Annotated in this window: 22 protein-coding genes; 8 read left to right on the forward strand and 14 right to left on the reverse strand. The window is 65.4% G+C overall.

Features of this window, described 5'->3' with window-relative positions; translation table 11 throughout:
* Window positions 1-2: 2 nt before the first annotated feature.
* Window positions 3-1,331: an NRAMP family divalent metal transporter gene (locus JQ616_RS04340; protein ID WP_212012475.1), complete on the reverse strand. Its 1,329-nt coding sequence runs from the start codon at window positions 1,329-1,331 to the stop codon at window positions 3-5.
* Window positions 1,332-1,421: 90 nt separating this feature from the next.
* A complete protein-coding gene (locus JQ616_RS04345; protein WP_212012476.1) occupies window positions 1,422-2,345 on the reverse strand; it encodes a DMT family transporter in 924 nt (307 codons plus the stop codon).
* A 97-nt stretch (window positions 2,346-2,442) separates the two neighbouring features.
* Here JQ616_RS04345 and JQ616_RS04350 point away from each other — a divergent pair, with 97 nt between their 5' ends.
* Window positions 2,443-3,306, forward strand: a complete 864-nt coding sequence (locus JQ616_RS04350) for a LysR family transcriptional regulator (protein ID WP_095731909.1) — start codon at window positions 2,443-2,445, stop codon at window positions 3,304-3,306.
* 216 nt (window positions 3,307-3,522) lie between these two features.
* Here the strand turns inward: JQ616_RS04350 and pdeM are convergent, their stop codons facing one another.
* The 4 genes from pdeM to JQ616_RS04370 all read right to left on the reverse strand — a co-directional run bounded on the left by pdeM (window position 3,523) and on the right by JQ616_RS04370 (window position 9,519).
* On the reverse strand, window positions 3,523-4,194 hold the full coding sequence (pdeM, locus tag JQ616_RS04355; RefSeq protein ID WP_212012477.1) for a ligase-associated DNA damage response endonuclease PdeM: 672 nt from the start codon (window positions 4,192-4,194) through the stop codon (window positions 3,523-3,525).
* A gap of 63 nt (window positions 4,195-4,257) precedes the next feature.
* Window positions 4,258-6,849, reverse strand: coding sequence for a ligase-associated DNA damage response DEXH box helicase (locus JQ616_RS04360; RefSeq protein WP_212012478.1), 2,592 nt, complete (start codon window positions 6,847-6,849; stop codon window positions 4,258-4,260).
* A 264-nt stretch (window positions 6,850-7,113) separates the two neighbouring features.
* Window positions 7,114-8,340 (reverse strand): ABC transporter substrate-binding protein, encoded by a 1,227-nt coding sequence (locus tag JQ616_RS04365; RefSeq protein WP_146988917.1) that lies wholly within the window; start codon window positions 8,338-8,340, stop codon window positions 7,114-7,116.
* A gap of 252 nt (window positions 8,341-8,592) precedes the next feature.
* Window positions 8,593-9,519, reverse strand: coding sequence for a methyltransferase domain-containing protein (locus JQ616_RS04370; RefSeq protein ID WP_212012479.1), 927 nt, complete (start codon window positions 9,517-9,519; stop codon window positions 8,593-8,595).
* Window positions 9,520-9,649: 130 nt separating this feature from the next.
* On the opposite strand from JQ616_RS04370, the gene JQ616_RS04375 reads away from it, so the two are divergent.
* The 5 genes from JQ616_RS04375 to JQ616_RS04395 all read left to right on the forward strand — a co-directional run bounded on the left by JQ616_RS04375 (window position 9,650) and on the right by JQ616_RS04395 (window position 14,986).
* Window positions 9,650-10,705 carry a ligase-associated DNA damage response exonuclease gene (locus tag JQ616_RS04375; protein WP_212013142.1) on the forward strand — a complete coding sequence of 352 codons (1,056 nt, stop codon included), beginning with the start codon at window positions 9,650-9,652 and terminating at the stop codon, window positions 10,703-10,705.
* Entirely contained in the window at window positions 10,702-12,360 is a 1,659-nt protein-coding gene (locus JQ616_RS04380; protein ID WP_212012481.1) for a cisplatin damage response ATP-dependent DNA ligase, read from the forward strand. The genes JQ616_RS04375 and JQ616_RS04380 overlap by 4 nt, the downstream gene beginning before the upstream one ends.
* A 97-nt stretch (window positions 12,361-12,457) precedes the next feature.
* Window positions 12,458-12,766, forward strand: coding sequence for a DUF6460 domain-containing protein (locus JQ616_RS04385; protein ID WP_212012483.1), 309 nt, complete (start codon window positions 12,458-12,460; stop codon window positions 12,764-12,766).
* A gap of 21 nt (window positions 12,767-12,787) precedes the next feature.
* The gene (locus JQ616_RS04390; RefSeq protein ID WP_212012485.1) at window positions 12,788-13,522 is read left to right on the forward strand and encodes an MBL fold metallo-hydrolase; all 735 of its coding nucleotides are present in this window, start codon (window positions 12,788-12,790) and stop codon (window positions 13,520-13,522) included.
* Between the two features lie 120 nt (window positions 13,523-13,642).
* Window positions 13,643-14,986 carry an MATE family efflux transporter gene (locus JQ616_RS04395; protein ID WP_212012487.1) on the forward strand — a complete coding sequence of 448 codons (1,344 nt, stop codon included), beginning with the start codon at window positions 13,643-13,645 and terminating at the stop codon, window positions 14,984-14,986.
* Here the strand turns inward: JQ616_RS04395 and JQ616_RS04400 are convergent.
* Window positions 14,958-16,055, reverse strand: a complete 1,098-nt coding sequence (locus tag JQ616_RS04400; protein ID WP_212012489.1) for a quinone-dependent dihydroorotate dehydrogenase — start codon at window positions 16,053-16,055, stop codon at window positions 14,958-14,960. The two genes, JQ616_RS04395 and JQ616_RS04400, sit on opposite strands and share 29 nt — an antisense overlap.
* Window positions 16,052-16,396: a DUF952 domain-containing protein gene (locus tag JQ616_RS04405; protein WP_212012491.1), complete on the reverse strand. Its 345-nt coding sequence runs from the start codon at window positions 16,394-16,396 to the stop codon at window positions 16,052-16,054. Before JQ616_RS04405 ends, JQ616_RS04400 begins: the two co-directional genes overlap by 4 nt.
* Before the next feature lie 199 nt (window positions 16,397-16,595).
* Between JQ616_RS04405 and JQ616_RS04410 the strand changes: the two genes are divergently transcribed.
* On the forward strand, window positions 16,596-17,249 hold the full coding sequence (locus JQ616_RS04410; RefSeq protein WP_212012493.1) for a S24 family peptidase: 654 nt from the start codon (window positions 16,596-16,598) through the stop codon (window positions 17,247-17,249).
* 196 nt (window positions 17,250-17,445) lie between these two features.
* Here the strand turns inward: JQ616_RS04410 and JQ616_RS04415 are convergent, their stop codons facing one another.
* The 6 genes from JQ616_RS04415 to JQ616_RS04440 form a co-directional block, all read right to left on the reverse strand.
* Entirely contained in the window at window positions 17,446-18,231 is a 786-nt protein-coding gene (locus JQ616_RS04415; protein WP_249136384.1) for a class II aldolase/adducin family protein, read from the reverse strand.
* 160 nt (window positions 18,232-18,391) lie between these two features.
* Complete coding sequence (locus tag JQ616_RS04420; protein ID WP_212012497.1) at window positions 18,392-20,032, reverse strand: lysine--tRNA ligase; 1,641 nt, start codon at window positions 20,030-20,032, stop codon at window positions 18,392-18,394.
* 240 nt (window positions 20,033-20,272) lie between these two features.
* The gene (locus JQ616_RS04425; RefSeq protein WP_212012499.1) at window positions 20,273-21,292 is read right to left on the reverse strand and encodes a transporter substrate-binding domain-containing protein; all 1,020 of its coding nucleotides are present in this window, start codon (window positions 21,290-21,292) and stop codon (window positions 20,273-20,275) included.
* A 91-nt stretch (window positions 21,293-21,383) separates the two neighbouring features.
* Window positions 21,384-21,974: an SCO family protein gene (locus tag JQ616_RS04430; protein ID WP_212012501.1), complete on the reverse strand. Its 591-nt coding sequence runs from the start codon at window positions 21,972-21,974 to the stop codon at window positions 21,384-21,386.
* Between the two features lie 18 nt (window positions 21,975-21,992).
* Complete coding sequence (locus JQ616_RS04435; protein WP_212012503.1) at window positions 21,993-22,181, reverse strand: hypothetical protein; 189 nt, start codon at window positions 22,179-22,181, stop codon at window positions 21,993-21,995.
* 152 nt (window positions 22,182-22,333) lie between these two features.
* On the reverse strand, window positions 22,334-22,801 hold the full coding sequence (locus JQ616_RS04440) for a hypothetical protein (RefSeq protein ID WP_212012505.1): 468 nt from the start codon (window positions 22,799-22,801) through the stop codon (window positions 22,334-22,336).
* A 278-nt stretch (window positions 22,802-23,079) separates the two neighbouring features.
* Here JQ616_RS04440 and JQ616_RS04445 point away from each other — a divergent pair, with 278 nt between their 5' ends.
* Complete coding sequence (locus JQ616_RS04445) at window positions 23,080-24,738, forward strand: FAD-binding dehydrogenase (protein WP_212012507.1); 1,659 nt, start codon at window positions 23,080-23,082, stop codon at window positions 24,736-24,738.
* Window positions 24,739-24,799 lie beyond the last annotated feature (61 nt).

A 24,799-nucleotide genomic window follows, 5' to 3' on the forward strand; every position in this document is an offset into this window, starting at 1 on the left:
GATCAAAGGAGCACCCCGATCCCCATCGCGATCACGCTGAGCGCCATCGCGCCGGTCGAGAGCCAGCCGAGCCCGTAGAGCCACCCGCCGATCACGAAGCGTCCCATCACCTCCTTGTGGTGGGCCATGACCATCAGCAGCACCATCACCGGCACGGCGAGCACACCGTTGACGACCGCGCTCCAGTACAGCGCCGAGATCGGATCGATCGGTGTGAAGTTGAGTACGATGCCGATGCCGCCCGACAGCGCCAGTACCGAATAGAACGCGATCGCTTCCTTCGGCTTGCGCGTTAGCCCGACCGGCCACCGACGTCCCTCGCTGACAGCGTAGGCCGTCGCTCCCGCAAGCACCGGGATCGCCAGCAGGCCGGTGCCGACGATGCCGAGCGCGAAGATCATTTCGGCAAACGGTCCGGCGATCGGCCGCAACGCCTCGGCGGCCTGTGCCGAGGTCTGGATATCGGTCTTGCCGGCGGCGTGCAGCGACGCGGCGGCGGTGACGATGATCGACAGCGCGATCAGGTTGGAAAACGCCATGCCGGTGATGGTGTCGGCGCGGATGCGCGAGAATTCGCGCTGCGCGCCGTAGTGCCGCTTGATCAGCGGATGCTTGCGGGGATCGATCCGCTGCTCCTCGGCCTCCTGCGACGCCTGCCAGAAAAACAAATAGGGCGAGATCGTGGTGCCGAAGATCGCGACGATGGTCGTGAAATAATTCGCACTCCAGGTGAGGTGCGGCAGCAGCACGCCGGCCAGCGCCTCTGTCCACGACACCCTGGCAAAGGCGAGCGCCGCGACATAGGCGAACAGGCTGAGCGTCAGCCATTTCAGGACGGCGACGTAGCGCCGGTAATTCATGAAGATCTGCGCGGCCACCGAGGTCACGCCGAACAGCACGACATAGACGATCGCCGGACCGCCGATCAGCAGCTTGGTCGCGTCCGCCATGGCCGACAGGTCGGCGGCAATGTTGACGGTGTTGGCGATGAACAGCAGCGTCACCACCACAGCGAGGAGCCAACTCGGATAATGCTTGCAGACATTGCCCGCGATGCCGTGGCCGGTGACGCGGCCGACCCGCGCGGAAATCTCCTGGATCGCGGTCATCAGCGGAAAGGTCAGCAGCATGGTCCAGCCGATGCCGTAGCCGAGCTGCGCGCCGGCCTGGCTGTAGGTGCCGATCCCCGAGGGATCGTCGTCGGAGGCCCCGGTGATCAGGCCGGGGCCGAGCGTCTTCAGGACATTGCGGGCGCTGAACGGCTGGTGCTTCGCCGCCGCATTGGCGGCTCGGCCATTCTGCCTTCGCGCGGTCGTCCTGTGCTGCGTCATGCCCGGTTCCGGCTGTCACGACAACGAACCGGAGACCGTCACGGTTCCTATGATGAAACCCGGGGGCCTACTGGCCGTCGCATGCACCGGTCACGCCAACTTGGGCGCTGCGGTAGTCGCGGGGCGGGTCACCAGGTAGATGCCGAGCGCGACCGGAACGATCCCGAGCAGGTCGCGGAATTCGACGTGCTCACCGAGCACGAGATAGGCGAACAGCATGCCGAGCGGCGGCATCAGGAAATGATAGGCGCTGGCGGCGGTCGCACCACACACTTTCAGAAGATGAAACCAGAGCAGATAGGCGAGGATCGAACCACCGAGCACGAGGAAGGCGAAGGCGCCGGCGAGCCGCATGCTGGGCACGATGTCGCTGACGCTCGAGAGCGTGAATGCGAACGGCATCACCGCGAGGCCACCGGCAATGTTCTGAATGCCATTGCCGATCCACAGGCTGCCCTTCGGTGCCAGCAGCTTGAACAGCATGGTGCCGGCGACGATCGAGGCGAGCGAGGCCAGCGTGAAAAGGATGCCGTGCGGGCTGTCGCTGCCGACCTTGATCCGATGCCAGACGATGAAGGCGACGCCGACGATGCCGAGCACAAGGCCAATCACCTTGCGCAAGGTCATGCTCTCGCCGAGGAACATTGCCGCCAGCATGGCGGTGAAAACTGGATTGGCCGAAACGATCAGCGCGCCGAGCCCGGCGGAGACCGTCTTCAGACCGGTATATCCAAGGCCGAGATAGAGCGCATTGTTGGCGACGCCGATCACGGCAAACACGACCGCGTCACGCCAGGTGAGGTCCCATTTGTCGCTGCGCAGCCAGGAGATGCCGAGGATCAGCACGCCGGCGAGCGAGAACCGCGCGGCGAGCAGGATCAGCGGCGGACAATCGGTGACGCCGATCTTGCCGGCGACGAAAGCATAGCTCCAGAGCAGGCAGAACAGCGCGATCAGCAGCGGCAGGGTGTTGAAGCGGGCGCGGGGGGCGGCGATTGAGGATGCGGCGGACATGGCAGTTTCTCCTTCGCCGATGATCTAGGCCACCGCCTTGATATTTGGAAATTAAATGATAGACTGACATCCAGTGGATTTATGAATGGAGGCTGCGATGCTCGACCTGGAGCTGTTGCGCAGTTTCGTCTCGGTGGTCGATGCCGGCGGCTTTACCCGCGCCGGAGAGCGTGTCCACCGCACGCAATCGACGGTCAGTCAGCAGATCAAGCGCCTGGAGGAGGATGTCGGCCAGCCGCTGTTGATCCGCAGCGGCAAGGATGTCACCCCGACGGAGGCTGGCGATCAGCTCTTGACCTATGCGCGGCGGCTGCTGGCGCTCGCCGAGGAGGCGCGTGATGTAGTGTCGCGCCCCGGCAGCGAAGGTGCGATCCGGATCGGCATCACCGAGGATTTTGCCGCCTACCGGTTGACGCGATTGCTCGCCACCTTCTCGCGCAGCCATCCGAATTTGCGGCTCGACGTGCGCTCCGGCCAGAGCCTGTATTTGTACCGCGATCTCGAGCGCGGCGATCTCGATCTCGCGCTGATCAAGCGCGCCGCCAGCGAGAGAGGCGGCATCGCGGTCTGGCCGGAACGCGTGCATTGGGTGACGAGCAAGAGCCACCCACGCGACACGACCATTGGCTCGGTGCCGCTGATCGGCTTCGGCTCGGGCTGCCTCTATCGCGCCCACGCCATCCATGCGCTGGAGAGCGCGGGTCGCAACTGGCACATGGCCTACACCTCCTCCAGCCTCGCCGGCATCCAGGCCGCGGTCGCCGCGGGCCTGGGGCTCAGCATTCTGTCGGAAATGTCGATCCAGGCCGAGCACCGCGTCCTGACGGCGAAGGACGGCTTCGCCCCGATCGAGCGAACCGAGGTCGCCCTCGTCGCCGCCCCCGAAGCCCGCCCCGCGACCTTGCGGCTGGCGGATCGGCTGGCGGAGTATTGCGAGAGCGTGCAGGCGAAGGCGGCGTAGGTCGTAGTCGCGCCGCTACTCCACTGTCGTCCCTGCGAAAGCAGGGACCCATAACCACCGCATTCAGTTGTGATACCGCTCTGGGGCCACAGCTTTGCGCAATCTCAAACAGTGGTGGTTATGGGTCCCGGGTCGCGCTTCGCTTGCCCGGGACGACATCGAGTGTGTGGCACGGCATGCGAATAACAACGAGCTGGCGTGCGCAGGTCACGACCGTCAATAACACCGCGACGCCACGAACGCGTGGACGCGGTTGTCGCCGAGCACGTGGGCCATGAAACCGGACGATCCGAATATCCGCGCGAACGCCGCGTCGCGAACACTGAGGCCGCCGGTGTAGGCGCCGAACGCCGGCATCACGGCGCGCTCGCCGTCGCTCGCAAAGCAACGCCGCTCGATCGAGCGGCCGCGGGTCGGCACCCGCGCCTTGGGGTGCAGGTGCCCGGCGATCTCGCCGCTCGCACCGGTCGGCTCATGGCGGAACACGATCGGGCCGATCGCAACTTCAGTGGCGACCACGCCGCCGAGGCTGGACGGCAGCGCCGGATCGTGGTTGCCGGCGATCCAGATCCAGTTGCGCCGCAGTTGCAGCGCCGCGAGCGCCTCGCGATCCGGATCCGACAGGCGTGCGTGCGCATCGCGATCGTGGAAGCTGTCGCCGAGCGCGATCACCTGCCGCGGATCGTGCCGCGCGATGACGGCGGCAAGCCGGCTCAGCGTCGCCACCGTATCGTAGGGCGGCAGCAGCACGCCGCGGGCGGCGAAGCTAGAACCTTTTTCCAGATGCAGGTCGGACACCACAAGCAGGCGCTGCTCTTCCCAGAACAGCGCGCCGGAGCAGTCCGCCACGAAGCCGACATCCGCCACCGTGACCCTCGCAACGCGCATGTCGTCACCGTCTCGCAAAGCTAGCGCGCTTGCCGTCACGTCCTGTTCCCCAACATACCAGCGTTACGTCGTCGCCTCCCGCACGAGTTCCTCGGCCGCCTCGGCCAGAAGCTCGTCGGATGCTTCGCCATAAACTGACTCGCGGCCGATTTCCAGCAGCGCGGGGACGGCAAGCGGGGAAACGTGGTCGAGATCCTTGTGGGTGATTCGGCCGTGGATGCGCGACAGCATGTCGCCGAGACGGCGGAGATCGAGCAATCCCGTGGCGGCATCGCCGCGCGCGGCGCGCAGCAGCACGTGGTCGGCCTGATGTTTTCGTAAGACGTCGTAGATCAAATCGGTCGAGAACAGCACCTGGCGGCGCGACTTCTCCTCGTCGGTGAAGCGGCGCGCGATCAGGCCCGAAATGATGGCGCAGTTGCGGAAGGTGCGCTTCATCAACGCGGACTCCGCAAGCCATGCCTCGAGATCGTCGCCGAGCATGTCGGGATCGAACAGCGCGTTGAGATCGAGCTTGCCGTGCCGGATCATGAAGGAGAGATCGCCGACGCCCCAGACCGCGAGCGCGTATTCATTGGCGACGAAGCCGAGCGGACGGGCGCGGGCGCGCTCCAGCCGGCGCGTCAGCAGCATGCCAAGCGTCTGGTGCGCGAGCCGCCCCTCGAAGGGATAGCAGACCAGATAATGGCTGCCGCCGCGCGGGAAGGTTTCCACCAGCAGCTCGCGCACCGCAGGCACCCGCGAGAATTTTCGCTGCAACGACAGCCAATCGTGCACTTGGTCCGGCAATGCGTTCCAGGCCCGGCTGTTGTCGAGCAATTTGCGGACACGCTCGGCGAGATAGGTCGAGAGCGGGAACTTGCCGCCCATATAGGACGGCACTTTTGCATCTTTATCATTGGCGCGGGAGACATACACATGGTCCTCGACCAAGGCCTCGTAGCGCACCACCTCGCCGCCAAAGACAAAAGTGTCGGCGGGCACGAGGCCCTCGATGAAGACCTCCTCGATCTCGCCGAGCATCCGGCCGCCGCGCGCGATCGCGCCGGGCGAGCCGCTGCCGCCGGCACGCGAGCGCACCAGCCGCACCTTCAGCATCGTCTCCTCGACGATGGTGCCGACGTTGAGGCGGTAGCTTTGCCGCACCTTCGGATTGGTGATGCGCCAGCGGCCCTGCTTGTCCTGCTTGATGCGCGCGAAGCGCTCATAGGTCTTTAGCGCGTAGCCGCCGGTGGCGACGAAATCGACGACATCGTCGAAATCCCTGCGCGATAGCGACGCATAGGGCGCCGCGGTCCTGACCTCATCATAGAGTTCATCGGACAAAAACGGTTTGCCGCAGGCGCAGCCGAGCACATGCTGGGCCAGCACGTCGAGCGCGCCGGTGCGCAACGGCGGCGTGTCCTGCGCATTCTCCGCGATCGCATCGATCGCCACGGCGCATTCCAGCACCTCGAAGCGATTGGCCGGCACCAGCACCGCGCGCGAGGCCTCGTCGAAACGGTGGTTGGCGCGGCCGATCCGCTGCATCAGCCGCGACGAGCCCTTCGGGGCACCGATATTGATGACGAGGTCGACATCGCCCCAGTCGACGCCGAGATCGAGCGAGGAGGTGCAGACCACGCCGCGCAGCCGGCCGGCGGCCATCGCATCCTCGACCTTGCGGCGCTGCGCGACGTCGAGCGAGCCGTGATGCAGCGCGATCGCAAGCCCATCGTCGTTCATCCGCCAGAGATCCTGGAACAGCATCTCGGCCTGGCTGCGGGTGTTGACGAACACCAGCGTGGTCTTGTTGCGCTTGATCAGCTCATAGACCTCGGGCAGCGCGTGGCGCGCGCTGTGGCCCGACCATGGCAACCGCTCCCGCGTGTCGAGCATCTCGACCACCGGCGGCGCGGCGCCGCCCGCCGTGACGACGTCGGCGGACGCGTTCTCGCCGCCCGGCTGCGGCACCAGGAAGCGCGCGAGCTGTTCGGGTTCGGCGACCGTTGCCGAGAGGCCGATGGCGCGGGCCTGCGGCGCGATGGTCCAGAGCCGCGCCAGACCGAGCGACAGCAGATCGCCACGCTTGGAGGTGACCAGCGCATGCAACTCGTCCAGCACGATGCGCTTCAGCGAGGAGAACAGGAACGGTGCGTCGTCTGATGCCAGCAGCAGCGCCAGCTGCTCGGGCGTGGTGAGCAGGATATCCGGCGGATAACGCCGCTGCCGCTGCCGCCGCGACACCGGCGTGTCGCCGGTGCGGGTCTCGATTTTGATCGGCAGCCCCATCTCGGCAACCGGCGTCTCCAGGTTGCGCGCGATGTCGACCGCGAGCGCCTTCAGCGGCGAGATGTAGAGCGTGTGCAGGCCGCTGGAGCGGCGAACGCCGCGGCCGGTGGAAACGACTTTTGGCTTTGGATCGGCTTCGACGGCGCCTTCGCTCGCCTGCCGCAGCGGCTTGATCCCACCCGGCTCGCCTGCCAACTCGACCAGCGTCGGCAAGAACCCCGCCAGCGTCTTGCCTGCACCCGTGGGCGCGATCAGCAGCGCCGAGCGCTCCTCGCGCGCCTTCGCCAGCAGCGCGAGCTGGTGCTCGCGCGGCGACCAGCCGCGTGAAGCGAACCAGTCGCGAAACCGGCGCGGCAGCAGGTCGGCCGTTTCCGACGGCGGCACGGAAAAGAGATCGAGCGTCGACACGCCCAAGAGGTAGGTGGTTCAGGCGGGTTCGTCGAGGGCAGCGCGGAAATGGCGGCAGGTGGCACGGCCACCGACCTCTCCCCGCTTGCGGGGAGAGGTCGGAATTCAAGCGGAAGCTTGAATTCCGGGTGAGGGGGTACAGGTGTCCACGCATCCACCGCCTGGTGGATGGAGCCCCTCACCCCTGCCCTCTCCCCGCAAGAGCGGGGCGAGGGGGAAGAGAGAGCTGGAACGTAAGCCCTACTCCGTCATCGGCTCGCCGGAGAGGTCCCAATCCTTGCCGTTGAAGATCGAGACATAGAGCGTCTTCATCGGCGTGTAGTCGTCGGGCGTGTAGCTGTAATTGATGCCGTCGAGGAAATAGGGCGAGTGGAAACCGGCCAGCGTGGTGGCGTGCTTCAACACGTTGGCGCGGGTCAGGTCGTCGCCGCAGCGGCGCAGGATCTCGCCCATCGTCGCCGCCTGGCCGTAGCCGGCGAAGGCGATGGTGTTGTCGGGATCGATGTTGGGCAAATACTTCTTGCGCAGCTCCTCGAACGCGACCACGTCCGGGTCCTTCTCGTAACGGGGAACGCCGACTTCCTTGTTGTAGCGGATCGCAACGATGTCCTTGGCGTTCTCGAGCCCCGCGGCGCTCAGGATCGAGCGGCCGGTCGAGCCGGCCGACAACAGCTGCAACGGCTTCCAGCCGAGCTCGGCGACCTTGCGGATCGACTGCGACGTCGCCTTGCCTGTTGTGATGTTGTAGAACACATCGGCGCCCGACTTCGACAGATTGATCAGCTGGGAATCGACCGTCGGATCGGTGAGATCGTAGGTCTGTTCCATGATCACCTGCGCCTTGCCGCCGGCATCGGCCAGCACCTTCTTGAATGGCCCGAGGAAGTCGCGACCGAAATCATCGTTCTGGTAGAGGATGCCGATCTTGGCGTTCGGCTTCACGCTGACGACGTGCTTGGCAAGGATGCGCGCTTCGGTCGGATAGAGCGGCAGGCCCGCCATGGTCCATTTGAAATTCTTCGGGTCGTTCCACTTCGAGGCGCCGGTGTTCAGCAGCAGTTGCGGCACGCCCTTGGAATTGAGGTATTTGTGCACGGCAGTCTGCGGCGCGGTGCCGAGCGAGCCATAGAGCGCCAGCACCTCCTCCTGCTCGACCAGGCGACGCGTCGCCTCGACGCATTTCGGCGCACTGTAGGCGTCGTCCATGGTGAGGAATTTCACCTTGCGGCCGTTGATGCCGCCCTTGTCGTTCAGCATCTGGAAATAGGCTTCGCCGACGCGGCCAAGCACGCCATAGAGCGAGCCCGGGCCGGAATGCGGCACGGTCTGGCCGAGCTTGATCTCGGTGTCGCTCGCGCCCGGATCGTACTTCTTGTCGGCGGCCCGGACGAACGGCGCGGGCAGCACGGACGCTGCGATGACGGACAATGCGGTGGCGCCGAATTCGCGCCGCGTATGCTTTTTCATTGTTTCTCTCCCTGAGGCGAAAAGCTCTCGCATTCCGTCCAGCGCCGGGCAAGCGCGAAGTCACGGCTGTGTGGCGCAATGCCGCGTCACGGCAAATGCGTAGCGTGTAGACTCAAGTTGGAGGGCGTCAGATGACCATGCACCCTCTCCCCTTGTGGGAGAGGGTGGCGAAATCGAGCGGAGCGAGATGTAGCCGGGTGAGGGGTCTGTCTCCGCGGATGCAGACCCCTCATCCGGCGCTTCGCGCCACCTTCACGGCTTGATGGCGACGGCGACGAGGCCGGGCGCCGGGATGTTGTCTTCATTGCGCGCGGAGAGATCGTCTAGCAGAGCCAGCGTCAGCCCCGCGGCCGCAACGGTCGCGCGCACGTAAGCCGCGCTGTGTGCGTAGCGCAGCCCATCGCCTAAAATGACGCCCTCGCCGTCATGGGTCTCCGTCGTGAAAGCGACCACGCCACCCGCGACCAGCACGCGCGCAGCCTCGGCAAGCACAGGCGCGAGATCGGCGACATAGACCATCGCATCGGCGGCGAGGATCAGTTCGGCGCTGGCGTCCGGTTTGCCCGCAATGCCCTGCAGCATGTCGTCGACCTCGAGCTCGGCATAGAGTCCGGTGGCACGCGCCTTGTCGATCATGCGCGGCGACAGGTCGATGCCGATGAAGCGGTCGACATGCTGCGCGAATGCGCCGGCTGCCAATCCGGTGCCGCAACCGAGATCGATCGCGCGCTTGAAGAAGGCCGGCTTCTTCGCAGACGCGCGCACCGACAGCACCGCCTTGAACAGCAGCGCCGGGCCGCGATAGCCGAGATCGCCGACCAGCGCAGCCTCGAAGCGCGGCGCATATTGATCGAACAGCGTCTGCACATAGCCCGGCGGCATCGCGCTGACCGCCTCGACACCGAGCTGCATCAGATGCAGGCCGGCGCCATGACGGTCCTCGGGATCGGCATCGCGCGCGGCACGAAAGGCTGCGATCGCGGCTTCGCGCTGGTCGAGCTCGAGGCGGATCTTGCCCAGCGTGTACCAGGCCGACGGGAATGTCGGCACCAGCTCGATCGCCTGTTCGAGCAGCTCGGCGGCAGCCGGCAGATCGCCCTTCAATTGCAGGTCGCGCGCGAACTCGTAGCGGCGGTCGGCAACGAGGTCACCGGAGGATAGAAACAGGCGCGGGGCCATTCTCTTTAAGGAACCAATCTCGGCCGGGTCAGGCCATCCAGAAAGCACGAACTTTTTCCGGAGATGGATGCGCCGGTCAAGCCCGCGCATGACGATTAGATATCGCGGAATCAATGCCTATATGTGCGGCATGCGCCCGCAAGACATCCTGATGCCCGTCCCGGCCGGGCTTTGCTGCAAGCCCGGCGGCTTCCACATCGATCCTGTCAGGCCGGTCGAGCGGGCCCTGATCACGCACGGGCATTCCGACCATGCGCGCCCCGGCCACGGCGCGGTGCTCGCGACCCAGGAAACCCTCGACATGATGCGGCTGCGCTACGGCGAGAATTTCGCCGGCTCCGTGCAGGGGGTCGCCTATGGCGAGGAGATCAGGCTCGGCGACGTCACGGTGTCCTTTCATCCCGCTGGCCACGTGCTCGGCTCGGCCCAGGTCTCGGTCACCTGCAAGGATACGCGCATCGTTGCCTCCGGCGACTACAAGGACGCGCGCGATCCGACCTGCGCGCCGTTCGAGCTGGTGCCGTGCGACGTGTTCATCACGGAAGCAACCTTCGGCCTGCCAGTGTTCCGCCATGGCGACGCCGCCGGCGAAGTGAACAAGCTGCTTGCGTCCGCAAAACTGTTTCCGGAGCGCGCGCATCTGGTCGGCGCCTATTCGCTCGGCAAGGCACAGCGCGTGATCGCGCTGCTGCGCGAGGCCGGCTACGACGCGCCGATCTACCTGCACGGCGCGATGGAGAAGATCACCTACTATTATCAGGAGCGCGGCATTGCGCTCGGTGAGCTCAGGCCGGTACGCGGCATGAAGAAGGCCGAGCTTGCCGGCACCATCACGCTGGCGCCGCCGAGCGCGACTTCGGATGTCTGGACGCGGCGCTTTCCCGACCCGGTCACCGCCTTTGCGTCGGGCTGGATGCGGGTGCGCGCCCGCGCCCGGCAGGGCGGCGTCGAGCTGCCGCTGGTGATCTCGGACCATGCCGATTGGGACGGGCTGACGGCGACGATCGTCGCCACTGGCGCCGGCGAGATCTGGGTCACCCACGGCCAGGAAGACGCGCTGGTGCATTGGTGCAAGACCAAGGGCCTTGCCGCGCGACCGCTCGATCTGGTCGGCTATGGCGACGAGGACGAGGGCGAGACGGCGGCCACCGGCGACGCTCCGCCCGACGGTGAGGCAAAAGCATGAACCGCTTTGCCGAGCTGCTCGACCGCCTCGCCTACGAGCCCGGTCGCAATAACAAGATCAAGCTGCTGGTCGGCTATTTCCGCGAGACCGAAGATCCCGACCGCGGCTACGCGCTGGCGGCACTCACCGGCGCGCTGTCGTTCAAGCACGCCAAGCCGGGCCTGATCCGCGACCTGATCACCGAACGCGCTGACCCCGTACTGTTCAGCTACTCCTACGACTATGTCGGCGATCTCTCCGAGACCGTCGCTCTGATGTGGCCGAAGGCCGAACTGCCGCCCGGCCACAACAACCCACCTCCCCCAACCCTGACCGACGTGGTCACCACGCTGCGCACGCTGGGCAAGGCCGAGCTGCCGGCGCAGCTGGCGCGCTGGTTGGACGAGCTCGACGAGACGGGGCGCTGGGCGCTCTTGAAGCTCGTCACCGGCGCGATGCGGATCGGGATCTCCGCGCGACTGGCGAAGACCGCGGCGGCGGCGCTCGGCGATAAAGACCCGCATGAGATCGAGCTGATGTGGCCCGGCCTGTCGCCGCCCTATCTCGACCTGTTCGCATGGCTCGAAGGCCGCGGCGACAAGCCGGTCAACAGCGACCCGACACCGTTCCGCCCAGTGATGCTGGCACATGCGATCGAGGACGCGGACTTCGCCAATCTCGATGCCGCGGATTTCAGCGCGGAATGGAAGTGGGACGGCATCCGCGTGCAGGCTGTCGCCGGCCGTGACGCGCGCGGCCACATCCAGGCGCGGCTCTATTCGCGCACCGGCGAGGATATCACCGGCAGCTTCCCCGACCTCGTGCCGTCGCTGCATCTGCCCGGCGCGATCGACGGCGAATTGCTGGTGCTGCGCGACGGCCGCGTGCAGACCTTCAACGTCTTGCAGCAGCGGCTGAACCGAAAGGTCGTCTCGCCAAAGCTGATCAAGGAATTCCCGATCCACTTACGCGCCTACGATTTGCTCGGCGACGACGAGAACGATCTGCGCGAACTGCCCTTCACCGAACGGCGCGCGCATCTCGAAGCCTTCGTCGCCAAGCTCAGCGATCCGCGCATCGACCTGTCGCCGACCGTCCCGTTCGCGAGCTGGGAACAACTGGCCGCCGCGCGGGCCGATCCGAAGAGCGCGGGCGCCGGCGACGATGCCGACGCGGTCGAGGGCGTGATGCTGAAACGGCGCGACGCACCCTATCTGCCCGGGCGGCCGAAGGGCCCGTGGTGGAAATGGAAGCGCGATCCGCACATCATCGACGCGGTGTTGATGTATGCCCAGCGCGGCCACGGCAAGCGCTCGTCCTATTACTCCGATTACACGTTCGGCGTCTGGACCCGTGGCGAGGCCGGCGGCGATGAGCTGGTGCCGGTCGGCAAGGCCTATTTCGGCTTCACCGACGAGGAACTGTTGCAGATCGACCGCTTCGTCCGCCGCAACACCACCGAGAAATTCGGCCCGGTGCGGCATGTCGTGCATGAGCCGGATCAGGGGCTGGTGCTGGAAGTCGCCTTCGAGGGCTTGCAGCGCTCACCACGGCACAAATCCGGCGTCGCGATGCGGTTTCCCCGGATCAGCCGGCTGCGCTGGGACAAGCCGCCGCGCGAGGCCGACCGGCTGGAGACACTTGAACGGATGTTAATCTCCATGACAGGAAGTTAAACTCGCAAGCCGCATGGCAGCCATTGATCGCCGCTCACGGGTTTCCCATGTGCATCGCCGTGACTTATAATGCGGGCGATTCCGCAAGGAGAGTACGATGCCAGACAACATCCGGGACTTGCCGGCCGGCGGCCAGAGCGACGGCCTGTACCGCTTTCTCGGCGGCTCGCCGCTCTCGGTGGCGTTCCGGCTGATCCTGCTCTCGATCCTGGTCGGCGTCGTGCTCGCCGCGATCGGCCTCGATCCCTGGAACATTCTCACCAGCATCCGCAGGCTGTTCCAGAGCCTCTGGGATCTCGGCTTCGACGCGATCAGCTGGGCCTGGCGCTACTTCCTGCTCGGCGCCGTGATCGTGATCCCGATCTGGCTGCTGTCGCGGCTGTTCGGCGCGCCGCGCGGCCGCTGATCAAAGGAAAGCTCGCAGCCGATGCAATTGCAATTTGTCGGCTGCGGCGATGCGTTCGGCTCCGGCGGCCGCTTCAACACCTGCTTCCATGTCAGCGGCGAACACGCCAATTTCCTGATCGATTGCGGCGCCTCGTCGCTTCCCGCATTGAAGCGGCTCGATATCGACCGCGACGCGATCGAGCTGATCCTGATCACACATTTCCACGGCGATCATTTTGCCGGCCTGCCGTTCTTCCTGCTCGACGCGCAATTCTCCCGCCGCACAAGGCCGCTGGTGATCGCTGGCCCCGAAGGCATCGAGACCAAACTGCCCGAAGTGATGGAGGTGATGTTCGAACATTCCTCCAAGACCAAACAGCGCTTCGATCTGTCGGTCGTCACGCTGGCGCTGCGAGAGCAGCGCAGCTTCGGCGAGGTGACCGTGACACCCTACCCGGTGGTGCATGGCGAATCGGGCGGGCCGTTCCTCGCCTATCGCATCGAGGCGGAAGGCCGCGTCGTCTGCTACAGCGCCGATACCGAGTGGACCGACACGCTGATCCCGGCTGCGCACAAGGCCGACCTCTTCATCGCCGAGGCCTATACCTGCGACAAGATGGTCAAGAACCATCTCAGCCTGACAACGCTGGAAGCGCATTTGCCGGCCATCAACGCGAAACGCGTGGTGCTGACCCATATGAGCGACGACATGCTCGGCCGCATCGACGGCCTGCCCTACACGGCCGCAAGCGACGGCATGGTGATCGCATTCTGACCATGCTCGCACCCGTTCGGCTGCCGAGCCCCCTTGCCACCGCATTGCTCTGAGAACATTTCCAGCATGGCCGCGCGGCGGATGACGCGATAGAAGCGTACATTCATCACAATTGTAGCCATGCACGCCCCCGTTCACCAGAAGATCACGACCCGCCAGGTGTTCGCCATCGCCGGCCCCGCGATGGTCGCCAACCTGACCACTCCACTGATCGGGATCGTCTCGACCACCGCGATCGGCCGCCTCGACGACGCCGCGCTGCTCGGCGGCGTGGCTATGGCCTCGGTGATCTTCGACTGCCTGTTCTGGCTGTTCGCCTTCCTGCGCATGAGCACGCTGGCCTTCACCGCGCAGGCGCAGGGCGCCGGCGAGCCGCAGGAGTATGCCGCGATCCTGGTGCGCGGCTTCATCGTCGCCGGGCTGATCGGCACGGCGCTGATCGCGCTGCAGGTGCCGCTCGCCGCAGTCACCTTCCAGCTGATGGGCGGCAGCGAGGGCGTGACGCGCGCCGCGAAATCCTATTTCATGATCCGGATCTGGTCGGCGCCGCTGGCGCTCGCCAACTACGTCATCCTGGGCTGGCTGGTCGGGCAAGCGCGCGCCAATCTGGCGCTGGCGCTGCAGATCGTGATCAACATCATCAACATGATCGCAACCGTGCTGCTGGTGCAGACCTATGGCGCCGGCATCGCCGGCGCCGCGATTGCCGCCGTGCTTGCCGAGACCAGCGGCTTCGTCGTCGGCATCGTGGTGGCGTGGCGGATCTCGCAGGGCGGCTTCGCGGTGCCCGCGGCGACACTGTTCGATCGCGCCAAGCTGATGCGCATGCTGGCCGTCAACCGCGACATCATGGTCCGCACCGCAGCGCTGATCGTCGTGTTCCTGTTCTTCACCGCCAAGGGCGCGCGCGAAGGCGACGTGACGCTGGCGGCGAATTCGGTGCTGAACAATTTCCTCTTGGTCAGCGCCTTCTTCCTCGATGGCCTCGCCAACGCCGCCCAGCAGCTGTGCGGCCGCGCCTTCGGCGCGCGCGACGGACGCGGTTTTGCCGATTCGACCCGGCTGGTGCTGCTGTGGGGCATCGGCTTTGCGCTGGTCGTCTCGGTGCTGTTCGCGCTGTTCGGACCGGCGCTGATCAAAGTGATGACGACCAGCGAGGACGTGCGCCGCTATGCACGCGAGTTCCTGCCGTTCGTGATCCTGGCGCCGCTGCCCGGCGTGTTCGCCTTCGGCTTCGACGGCATCTATGTCGGCGCGACCTGGGCCCGCGAGATGCGCAATCTGATGCTGGCCTCGCTCGCGATCTTCCTCGCCGCCTGGTGGGTGCTCAGCGGCTACGGCAACACCGGCCTGTGGATCGCCTTGATCGGCTTCTACGTCGCACGCGGCGGCCTGCAAGGCCTGCGCTATCCGGCGATGTTGCGGAAGACGTTCGCTACCTCACCGGCCAATCCTCGGCAGTGATGGTCGCGGCATCCGCGCCGACGATCTCCGACAATGAGTCCCGCCCCGTCCGCAGCAGGGTCGAGGACAGGTCGCGCTTGATGTCGTCGACCAGGCCGATGCCCTTGTAGACCAGCGAGGAATAGAGCTGGATCAGGCTGGCCCCGGCGCGGATCTTGGTCAGCGCAGCGCCGCCGCTGTCGATGCCGCCGACGCCGACCAGCGGAAACGCGCCTTCGACGCGGACGTAGGTCTCAGCCACCATCCGCGTCGACAGCCGGAACAGCGGACGGCCAGACAGGCCGCCCTGCTCCTTGGCGCGGTTCTCCTCGCGCAAGGTCGAGGGACGCGCCAGCGTGGTGTTGGCGACGATCATGCCGTCGACGCGGCGCGAGCGGGCGATGTGCACGACGTCGTCGAGCTCGGCGAGGCTCAGATCCGGTGCGATCTTCAGCAGGACCGGCGAGTCGCCGGCGTTCTTGCGGACGCGCTCGCGGGTGTCGATCACCCGCGCCAGCAGATCGTCGAGTGCCGCCGATTGCTGCAGATTGCGCAGGCCCGGCGTGTTCGGCGAGGAGACGTTGACGGTGAAATAGCTCGCGACCGGGGCGAAGGTCTCGATCAGCTTCACATAATCAGCGACGCGGTCGGCAGAATCCTTGTTGGCCCCGACATTGACGCCAACGATGCCGGCTGCGCCGCCGCGCGCGGCGAGACGGCGCAGCACGGCGTCTGCGCCGTCATTGTTGAAGCCCATGCGGTTGATCACGGCCTCGTCGCGCTCCAGGCGAAACAGCCGCGGCCGCGGGTTGCCACCTTGCGGCTTCGGCGTCACCGAGCCGATCTCGACAAAGCCGAAGCCGAGCCGCAGCAGCGCGTCGGGCACTTCGGCGCTCTTGTCGAAACCCGCCGCCATGCCGATCGGATTCGGGAAGTTCAGCCCGAAGGCGCGCACCGCGAGCTTGGGATCATCCGCCCGCTGCCGGATCGGCGGCAGCAGCTTCAGGCCCTGGATCGCCATGCGATGGGCGTCTTCCGCATCGAACCAGCGCAGCAGCGGCAACGAGAAGGCATCAAAGGCACGGATCACGGCTTGAGCTCCGGAACGTCGTGGCCGCCGTCGGAGCGCGCGCGCAGGTCGAGGATCTCGGTGACCGCGCCGAGGTCGAGTTCGCCATAGAGATGCGGGAACAATTCGTCATTGCGCGAGCGCTCCCAGCGCAGGGCGTCGCCAAGCACATCGGCATCGACTGCGACTAGGAACAGGCCGGTTTGACCGTGATAGTGCTTGCGCGCGGTCTCGGCCACCTGGGCGGCGGTCGAAAAATGGATGAAGCCGTCGCGATTGTCGTCCGCACTGCCCCGGTACACGCCCTGCCGCTCAGCCTCGCGCCAGGCCGAAGCGGGGGTGATTTTGTAGATCATAGGCACGGCCCGGCCTTCCCTTTTGTCCTTGAGTCTCTTGGGGTTTTATCCGGATTTGAGGGGAAAGGCCCCAATCACCATCTGGCGAGCGACGGACCGTATCGGCGGCGGCGGCGCAACTCAAGCGGTGTCGGGTCACATCCGCCGGTAGATTTGCGAAAATCGAAGTTTCAGGCAATAATTCCTACCATCCGGGATGTCCTCGATGGCCAAACAGCCCAAAGCCGCGCGACCGCTGACCCACGCTCAGGTCTGGGCCGCGCTCGACCGGCTTGCTGAACGCGCCGGCCTGTCGCCATCAGGCCTTGCCAAGCAGTCCGGCCTCGATCCCACCACCTTCAACAAGTCCAAGCGCGTCACCGGCGACGGGCGCGAGCGCTGGCCGTCGACCGAATCGCTCTCCAAGGCGCTCGCCGCGAGCAATGCCAGCATGGAGACCTTCGTGCAGCTGCTCGGCGATGGCGCGCGCGGCGGCCAGTCGGTGCCGCTGATCGGCTTCGCGCAAGCCGGTGCCGGCGGCTATTTCGACGACAGCGGTTTCCCCGCCGGCAAGGGCTGGGATGAAGTGGCGCTGCCGGGGACGTCAGACGAGCACGCCTATGCGCTGGAGATCGAGGGCGACTCGATGAAGCCGGCCTATCGCGAAGGCGACATCATCGTGGTCTCACCGGCGACCGCGATCCGCCGCGGCGACCGCGTCGTGGTGCGCACCACCAGCGGCGAGGTGATGGTGAAGGAATTGAAACGCCGCACCGGCAAGGTGCTTGAGCTCGCCTCGCTCAATCCGGAGCATCCGGACCGCATGCTCGATACTGAGGAGGTCGCCTGGATCGCGCGCGTGGTGTGGGCGAGCCAGTAGCTGGGCGTCGCAAGCCGCCACACCAACGGTGTCGTCCCGGGCAAGCGCAGCGCGACCCGGGACCCATAACCACCGATGATTATTGGTTCACCACGCTGGGGCCACAGCTCGCTTCAACAACATGACCCTGTGGTTATGGGTCCCTGCTTTCGCAGGGACGACGGCGGAGTTTGACGCGAACTACGTCGCGAAAAAACTACGTCGCGTAGTCCGGTTCCTTGCGGTCCAGCATCCGCTTCAGCGCATCGAAATGCCGCTGCGCCGGGGATGGGCCGTTGTAGAGATGGTCGTCGCGGAAATCGCGCTTGGTCTTCTCCACCACATGCTGCGGCAATTGCTTCAGCGGCTGCTGGGTCCACATCGCGTAGATCTGCACCTGCGCGGCGCGCTCGATGTAATAGAGCCGGTCATAGGCATCGGCGACGGTCTCGCCGACGGTCGAGATGCCGTGGTTGGCCATGAACAAAATGGTCTTGTTGCCGATCACCTTGGCGAGGCGCGTGCCTTCCTCGGGATCGAGCGCAGGGCCGGTGTAGAGATCGTCATAGGCAATCGCCTCCGACAGCCCGACCTCGGTCTGGCCGATCTCCTTGATGCGCGGATCCTCGAGCCGGGTCAGCGCGCTGGCATACGGCATATGGGTGTGGAACACGGCCTTGGCCTGCGGCAGCGCCTTGTGGATCGGCGCATGGATGCAGAAGCAGGAGCGCTCGACCTCACCCTCGCCACGCTTCACCGCGGCATCGTCGATGCCGACCTCCATGAATGACGACGCGGTCACCTCCGACCAGTGCATGCCGAACGGAATCTGGTAGTAGCGATCGGTGCGGCCGGGAACCACGAAGGTGAGATGGTTGAAGATGCCTTCGGAAAAGCCGTGGATGTAGGCCAGACGATGCGCAGCCGCGAGGTCGACCCGCGCCTGCCATTCCTCGGCGCTCAAACTGTCCTGCAGCGATGTCGGCGAAACCCTGAACTGCATGCGCATGCTCCCATCTGTGCCGGCCTCTCTGCGGAGGCCGTGCTGATTTTATGGGAGCGAGTGTAGCGCAATCCGGCGTCAGCCCCCGCTGAAATTGCGGCAGGACTGCTATCTGGTTTTGCGGCTCTTTGTCTCTCCCCTTGCGGGGAGGGATCGAAGCCTATGACGAACGCGCCAATGCGCCGTCGATCATGTTGACGGCGTTCTGCACGCCGTAGACCGCGACGAAGGAGCCGAAGCGCGGGCCCTTCTCCTGGCCGAGCAGCACCTGGTAGAGCATGTTGAACCAGTCGAGCGAGACGCCGGGACGGCCGTCCTTGCCCTTCTTGACCATGTCGAGGAACGGCTCGCGGCGGCCGATCTCGTAGACCACGTTCTGGATGTCTTCCGCGGTCGCGTCCGCCGGCATGTTGGCGAGCGCATCGCGCAGATCCTTCAGCGCGGCGCGCTCAGCGTCAGTCGGTTCGCGGAACTGCTTGGTCGGCGCCACGAAGTCACGATAGTAGTTGATGGCGTAGCCGACCATCGCATCCAACTTCGGATGGGTCTGCGGCGTGACACCCGGCCGATAGCGGCCGATGAAGCCCCACAGCGTCTCGGCATTCTCCGCATTCGACGACGACACCAGCGTCAGCAAGAGCTGGAAGGTGACAGGCATGTCGGCCTGCGGCGGCTTGCCGGAATGGATGTGCCAGACCGGATTTTGCAGCTGCTGCCGCGCCTCCTGCCGCGTGAAACCGTCGAGGAACTGCTGGTAGTCGTCGACATTGCGCGGGATGACGTCGAAATAGAGCCGTTTCGCCGCCTTGGGCTCGCGATACATGAACAGCGAGAGCGATTCCGGTGAGGCGTAGCGCAGCCACTCGTCGATGGTCAGGCCGTTGCCCTTCGACTTCGAGATCTTCTGGCCCTTCTCGTCGAGGAACAGTTCGTAGTTGAAGCCCTCCGGCGGCGTGCCGCCGAGCGCCGCGCAGATCTTGGCGGACAGCTTCACCGAATCGATCAGGTCCTTGCCGGCCATTTCATAGTCGACACCGAGCGCGTACCAGCGCATCGCCCAGTCCGGCTTCCATTGCAGCTTGCAGCGGCCGCCGGTGACGGGAACGGTGACGGTCTCCTTGGTCTCGGGATCCTCGTAGGAAATCGTGCCGGCCTTGGCGTCGTGCGCTGTCACCGGCACGTAGAGCACGAGGCCGGTGCGCGGACAGATCGGCAGGAACGGCGAGTAGCTCGCCGCCCGCTCCTCGCGCAGCGACGGCAGCATGATCGCCATCACCTTCTCGATCCGCTCCAGCATGCGCAGCAGCGCGGCGTCGAATCGGCCGGAGGTGTAGTACTCGGTCGAGCTCGCGAATTCGTAGTCGAAGCCGAACTGATCGAGGAAGGTGCGCAGCCGCGCATTGTTGTGCTGGCCGAAGCTCGGATGGGTGCCGAACGGATCGGGCACCTTGGTCAGCGGCATGCCGAGATGCTGTTCCAGCAGCTCCTTGTTCGGCACGTTGTCCGGCACCTTGCGCAGGCCGTCCATGTCGTCGGAGAACGCGAGCAGGCGGGTCTTGATCTTGTCCTCGGTCAACACGCGGAAGGCGTGGCGCACCATCGTGGTGCGCGCGACCTCACCGAAGGTGCCGATATGCGGCAGGCCCGAGGGGCCGTAGCCGGTCTCGAACAGCACCTCGTCCTTGGGATTTTTCTTCAGCCGCGCCACAATCGCTTTCGCCTGCTCGAACGGCCAGGCGTTGGATTGTTCGGCGAGCGCCCGCAGGTCGCTCGGGCTGGCAGCAAGATCAATCACGGACATTTCTTCAGGCTTTCTCCAAAAAGGCCGCGAAACCTAACGCTTTCGCGGCAAAATGCAAAACGACGGCAGCGGCGCCTGCTCCCTCGCCCCGCCCTTGCGGGGAGAGGGTTGGGGTGAGGGGCTCGATCCGCATCAACGGCAAGAGCCGGAATCGCGGTGAGTCCCCCTCACCCGGAATTCAAGCTGCGCTTGAATTCCGACCTCTCCCCGCAAGCGGGGCGAGGTGAAGACATTCGTGGCTCAAAACGGGCTGATCGAGAAATAGCGCAGCCACAGGTCGGTGAAGCGGCCTTTTTCCCAGATCCGGAACAGCGCCCAGTTCAGCGACTGCCGCAGCAGGTCGTTGCCCTTGCGCACCGCGATGCCGACGCCCTCGCCGAAATAGCGGCTCTCGACAAAGGGGCCGCCGGAGAACGCGCAGCATTCGGCGGAATCGGTGCCGTTGATCCAGAACGCGAGCGAGATCGCATCGCCGAAGATGAAGTCGACCTCGCCGCGGCGCAGAGCCGCGCGGAGCGCGTCGTTATCCGGATAGGAATGGATCTCGGCGTCGGTGAACATCGCCTTGAGATAGGCCTCGTGCGAGGTGCCAGCGATCACGCCGACCTTCTTGCCCTCGAGATATTCGGGACGGATTTCCGGCATCACGTTGTCGCGGCGCGACACGAAGCGCGCCGGCGCGCGGTAATATGGATCGGTGAAATCGACCTTGGCGCGCAGCTGCGGCGTCACCGCCATCGACGCGATGATGGCGTCGCCCCGGTTGGTGGCCAGCGCATCGATCAGGGTCTCGAAGCGGCGCATCTGGATGGTACAGGTGACCTTGATCTCGTCGCACAGCGCACGCGCGAGGTCGACATTGAAGCCGGCCGGATTGCCGTCCGGTCCGGTGAAGTTGAACGGCGGATAATCGGTCTCGGTCAGGAAGCGGATCACGGTGAGGCGCGACAGGTCCGGACGGTCCGGACGGCGCCGCGGGTCCCAGAAGCCCGGCACCGCCTGCGGCGCGGCCTCAGTGGCTTTGGGTGGCTGGGTTGGCGGCAACGGAGCGGCAGCTGCCGGGGGCGATGCGGGTGCCGGTTGTACAGGGGCCGCCTTGGTGGACGGGGCCGGAGCGTTCTTGGCTGCCGGGGCCTGTGCCGGCGGCGTCTGCCCGGCCGCGGGCCCCACGATCGCCAGCACGGCAGCCGCCAGCATCCCCGCGGCCAGGCGAGACTGGCGCGAGCGGACGGCAAATGGCTGGACAGACAGATTGGGCATAACCGGCAATATCAGGAAATTGAGCGGCTTATAGCCCATCCGGCGCCTGATTCGAGCGCCGATTGGGTTAATTCCGAACCGGAAAAACCGGTCAGAGATACCGTTTGAGATCGGCTGCCGCCGCTTCCGGCGTCTGTTTGAGATTGAACGGCGCGACGAAATGGCCGTCGCGGTCCATCAGGTAGATCAGCGCGGTGTGGTCCATCGTGTAGTCGCCATCCTTCAGCGGCACCTTCTTGGCGTAGACACGGTAGCTCGACAGCACCTTGGCGATCGCCGCGGGATCGCCGGTCAGGCCCTTGAGGTGCGGATCGAAGCTCGACAGGTAATCCTTCATCGCCGCGGCGGTGTCGCGCTCCGGATCGACCGAGACGAAATAGGCATTCACGCGGTCGGCGTCCTTGCCCATCGCCTTCAGGACCTCGGAGATCTCGAACAGCGAAGTCGGGCAGATGTCCGGGCAATGGGTGAAGCCGAAGAAGATCAGCGTCGGCTTGCCCTGGAGACTCTTGTCGGTGACGGTCTGGCCGGCCTGGTCGGTGAGCTGGAACGGGCCGCCGATCGCGGCCGGTGCGGCGACGGTGCGCAAGCCGCCGACCGCCCACAGCATAAGGAACAAGCCGACCGCCAGGCTGCCCGCGAAGGCAGCGAAAATCACCAATGGGCGCGTGGTCCGGGGCATGATGTGAGGGCGTCCTTGTCAGAAGCAGGCGGCGATGCCGGCCGTGATCATTTCGAAAAACACCGCGGTCCCGTAGTGGAACCAGAGCGCGGCGGCGGCAAGCAAGGCCAATCCGCCGATGCCGGCAGCGCCCCACAGGATCGCAGACGCCACCCGGCCCTGTGGAGCCGCGACGAGCTCGGATCGGGTGGAGGTCGGCTGAACCATGGGGTTGAGATAAGCCGGGTTCCGGCAGGCAGCAAGCGCAATGGCGGTCGCAGGCCGTCAAATGATAGCGAGGCGATTTCCGGTGCTTATCCCGTCATGCCCCGGGTTACCGGGCATAGCGAGAGAAAGGCCGCCAAACCGAGATCAGCCGTTCAGTGCGCGGGTTTGGCCGCCGAGGCCTGGGCGTTGAGATAACACGGCTTGTACAGCGCCTGCAGTTGCTTGCCTTGCAGGAAGATCATGCGCCGGGTCAGGCCGCCGCGGTCCATGATCCATTTGCGCACCGCCGGCGGGTACATCAGGTACAGCATATGGGTGGCTTCGGGATTGGGCACCGGACGGCCGTCGTCGCCGTAGTCCCAGGCCGCATGGAAGCCGAGACTGGCGTGCGAGGTCACACAGATCCGATCGTGAGGAACCTTGCCGAGCACGATGGTGCAGGCCGAGGCGCACAGCCCGTCGATGATCACGGTCTCACCCGAGGTGCGCAGGTCCTGATATTTGTCGACATAGACGCCGATCTTGCCGCCGCGATCGTCGGCGATCCTGACCACTGCCTGCGACGCCCCCATTCCCGCCAGCAGGAGAACCGCAGCGAGCAACCCCGTCATCAACTTCATTTTGGCCAGCCCCAGTCGAAACCGAATCTGTTTGGTCTGTGATGCAAGACAATCGTGAGCGTGTTGCGGCCGCAGATTTTTGTCCAGACGAGCGAAGCCGGTCAAAACAAATTCAAATTGGGTGTTGCGCCCACGCTGCAGTGAGGCGTGGAAAAGGTCCCAAACTGGAACAGCTTGCAGCAACCATTTGGTGCCTCGCCGCCACAGGCAAGGTCCATTTGGCGTTGACCGCGCATAACGAGGCGGTTTTGAATCCGACCGGGACGGGGGAATCAAACATGGCTGACGATGCAGATGTGATCGTGATCGGCGCCGGACTTGCCGGTCTGGTCGCCGCGACCGAGATCGCCGATTCGGGCAAACGCGTCATCGTGCTCGACCAGGAAGGGGAACAGAGCATTGGCGGCCAGGCGTTCTGGTCGTTCGGTGGATTGTTCCTGGTCGATTCGCCGGAACAGCGCCGGCTCGGCATCAAGGATTCCGCCGACCTCGCGTTGCAGGACTGGATGGGCACCGCGGGTTTCGATCGCGAGGAGGATCATTGGCCGCGCAAATGGGCCGAAGCCTATGTCGCGTTCGCAGCCGGCGAGAAGCGCGACTGGCTGCGCGCGATGGGCCACCGCATCTTCCCGGTGGTCGGCTGGGCCGAGCGCGGCGGCTACGACGCCATGGGCCACGGCAATTCGGTGCCGCGCTTCCACGTCACCTGGGGCACCGGCCCTGGCATCGTCGAACCATTCGAGCGCCGCGCGCGCGAGGCTGCGAAAAGCGGACGGCTCGTGTTCAAGTTCCGCCATCGCGTCGATGCGCTCAGCGTCACCAACGGCACGATCGATGGCGTCAGCGGTGTGATCCTGGAACCATCCAGCGTGGAACGCGGCAAGAGTTCCTCGCGCAATGTCGTCGGCGATTTTTCGCTGCGCGCGCAGGCGGTGATCGTCGCCTCCGGCGGCATCGGCGGCAATCATGATCTGGTGCGGCAGAACTGGCCGAAACGGCTCGGCGAGCCGCCGAAGTTCATGATCTCCGGCGTGCCGGAACATGTCGACGGCCGCATGATCGGGATCACCGAGCAAGCGGGCGGCCGGCTGATCAACCGCGACCGCATGTGGCACTATGTCGAGGGCATCCAGAACTGGAACCCGATCTGGCCGCGTCACGGCATCCGTATTCTTCCGGGGCCATCGTCGATGTGGTTCGACGCCACAGGCAAACGATTGCCGGCGCCGCTGTTCCCGGGCTCCGACACGCTCGGGCAACTGCATTACATCATGGGCACCGGCTACGATTATTCGTGGTTCATCCTGACCCAGAGCATCATAAAAAAAGAATTCGCGCTGTCGGGTTCGGAGCAGAATCCCGACCTCACGGGCAAGAGCTGGCGCATGACGATCAAGCGCGCCACCAACAAGGGCGCGCCGGCGCCCGTGGAAGCCTTCAAGCAGCACGGCGCCGACTTCATCGTGCGCGACAATCTCGCCGACCTCGTTGCCGCCATGAACAAGCTCACCGGCAATGACCTGTTGCAGCTCGACGCCATCACGGCGCAGATCGAGGCGCGCGACCGCGTGATCACCAATCCCTATGTGAAGGATGCGCAGGTGATGAACCTGCACAATGCGCGGCGCTATATCGGCGACCGGCTAATCCGAACCGCGAAGCCGCATCGGATTCTCGATCCCGAACACGGCCCGCTGATCGCGGTGAAGCTCAACATCCTGACCCGCAAGACGCTGGGCGGCTTCGAGACCGACCTGGATTCCCGCGTATTCGGCAGAGATCACCAGATCATTCGCGGGCTCTACGCGGCCGGCGAAGCCGCCGGCTTCGGCGGCGGCGGCGTGCACGGCTATCGCTCGCTGGAGGGAACGTTCCTCGGCGGCTGCCTGTTCTCGGGCCGTAACGCAGGCCGCGCGGCGGCGAAGGCGGTGAATTAAAGCCCGCCGGGTTTGAACCGGCGGGCTCTTATCATTGAGTCCGAATTTCCTTAGCTAGGCG

This window comes from Bradyrhizobium tropiciagri, from assembly GCF_018130545.1.
GTDB classification, from domain to species: Bacteria; Pseudomonadota; Alphaproteobacteria; order Rhizobiales; family Xanthobacteraceae; genus Bradyrhizobium; species Bradyrhizobium tropiciagri_A.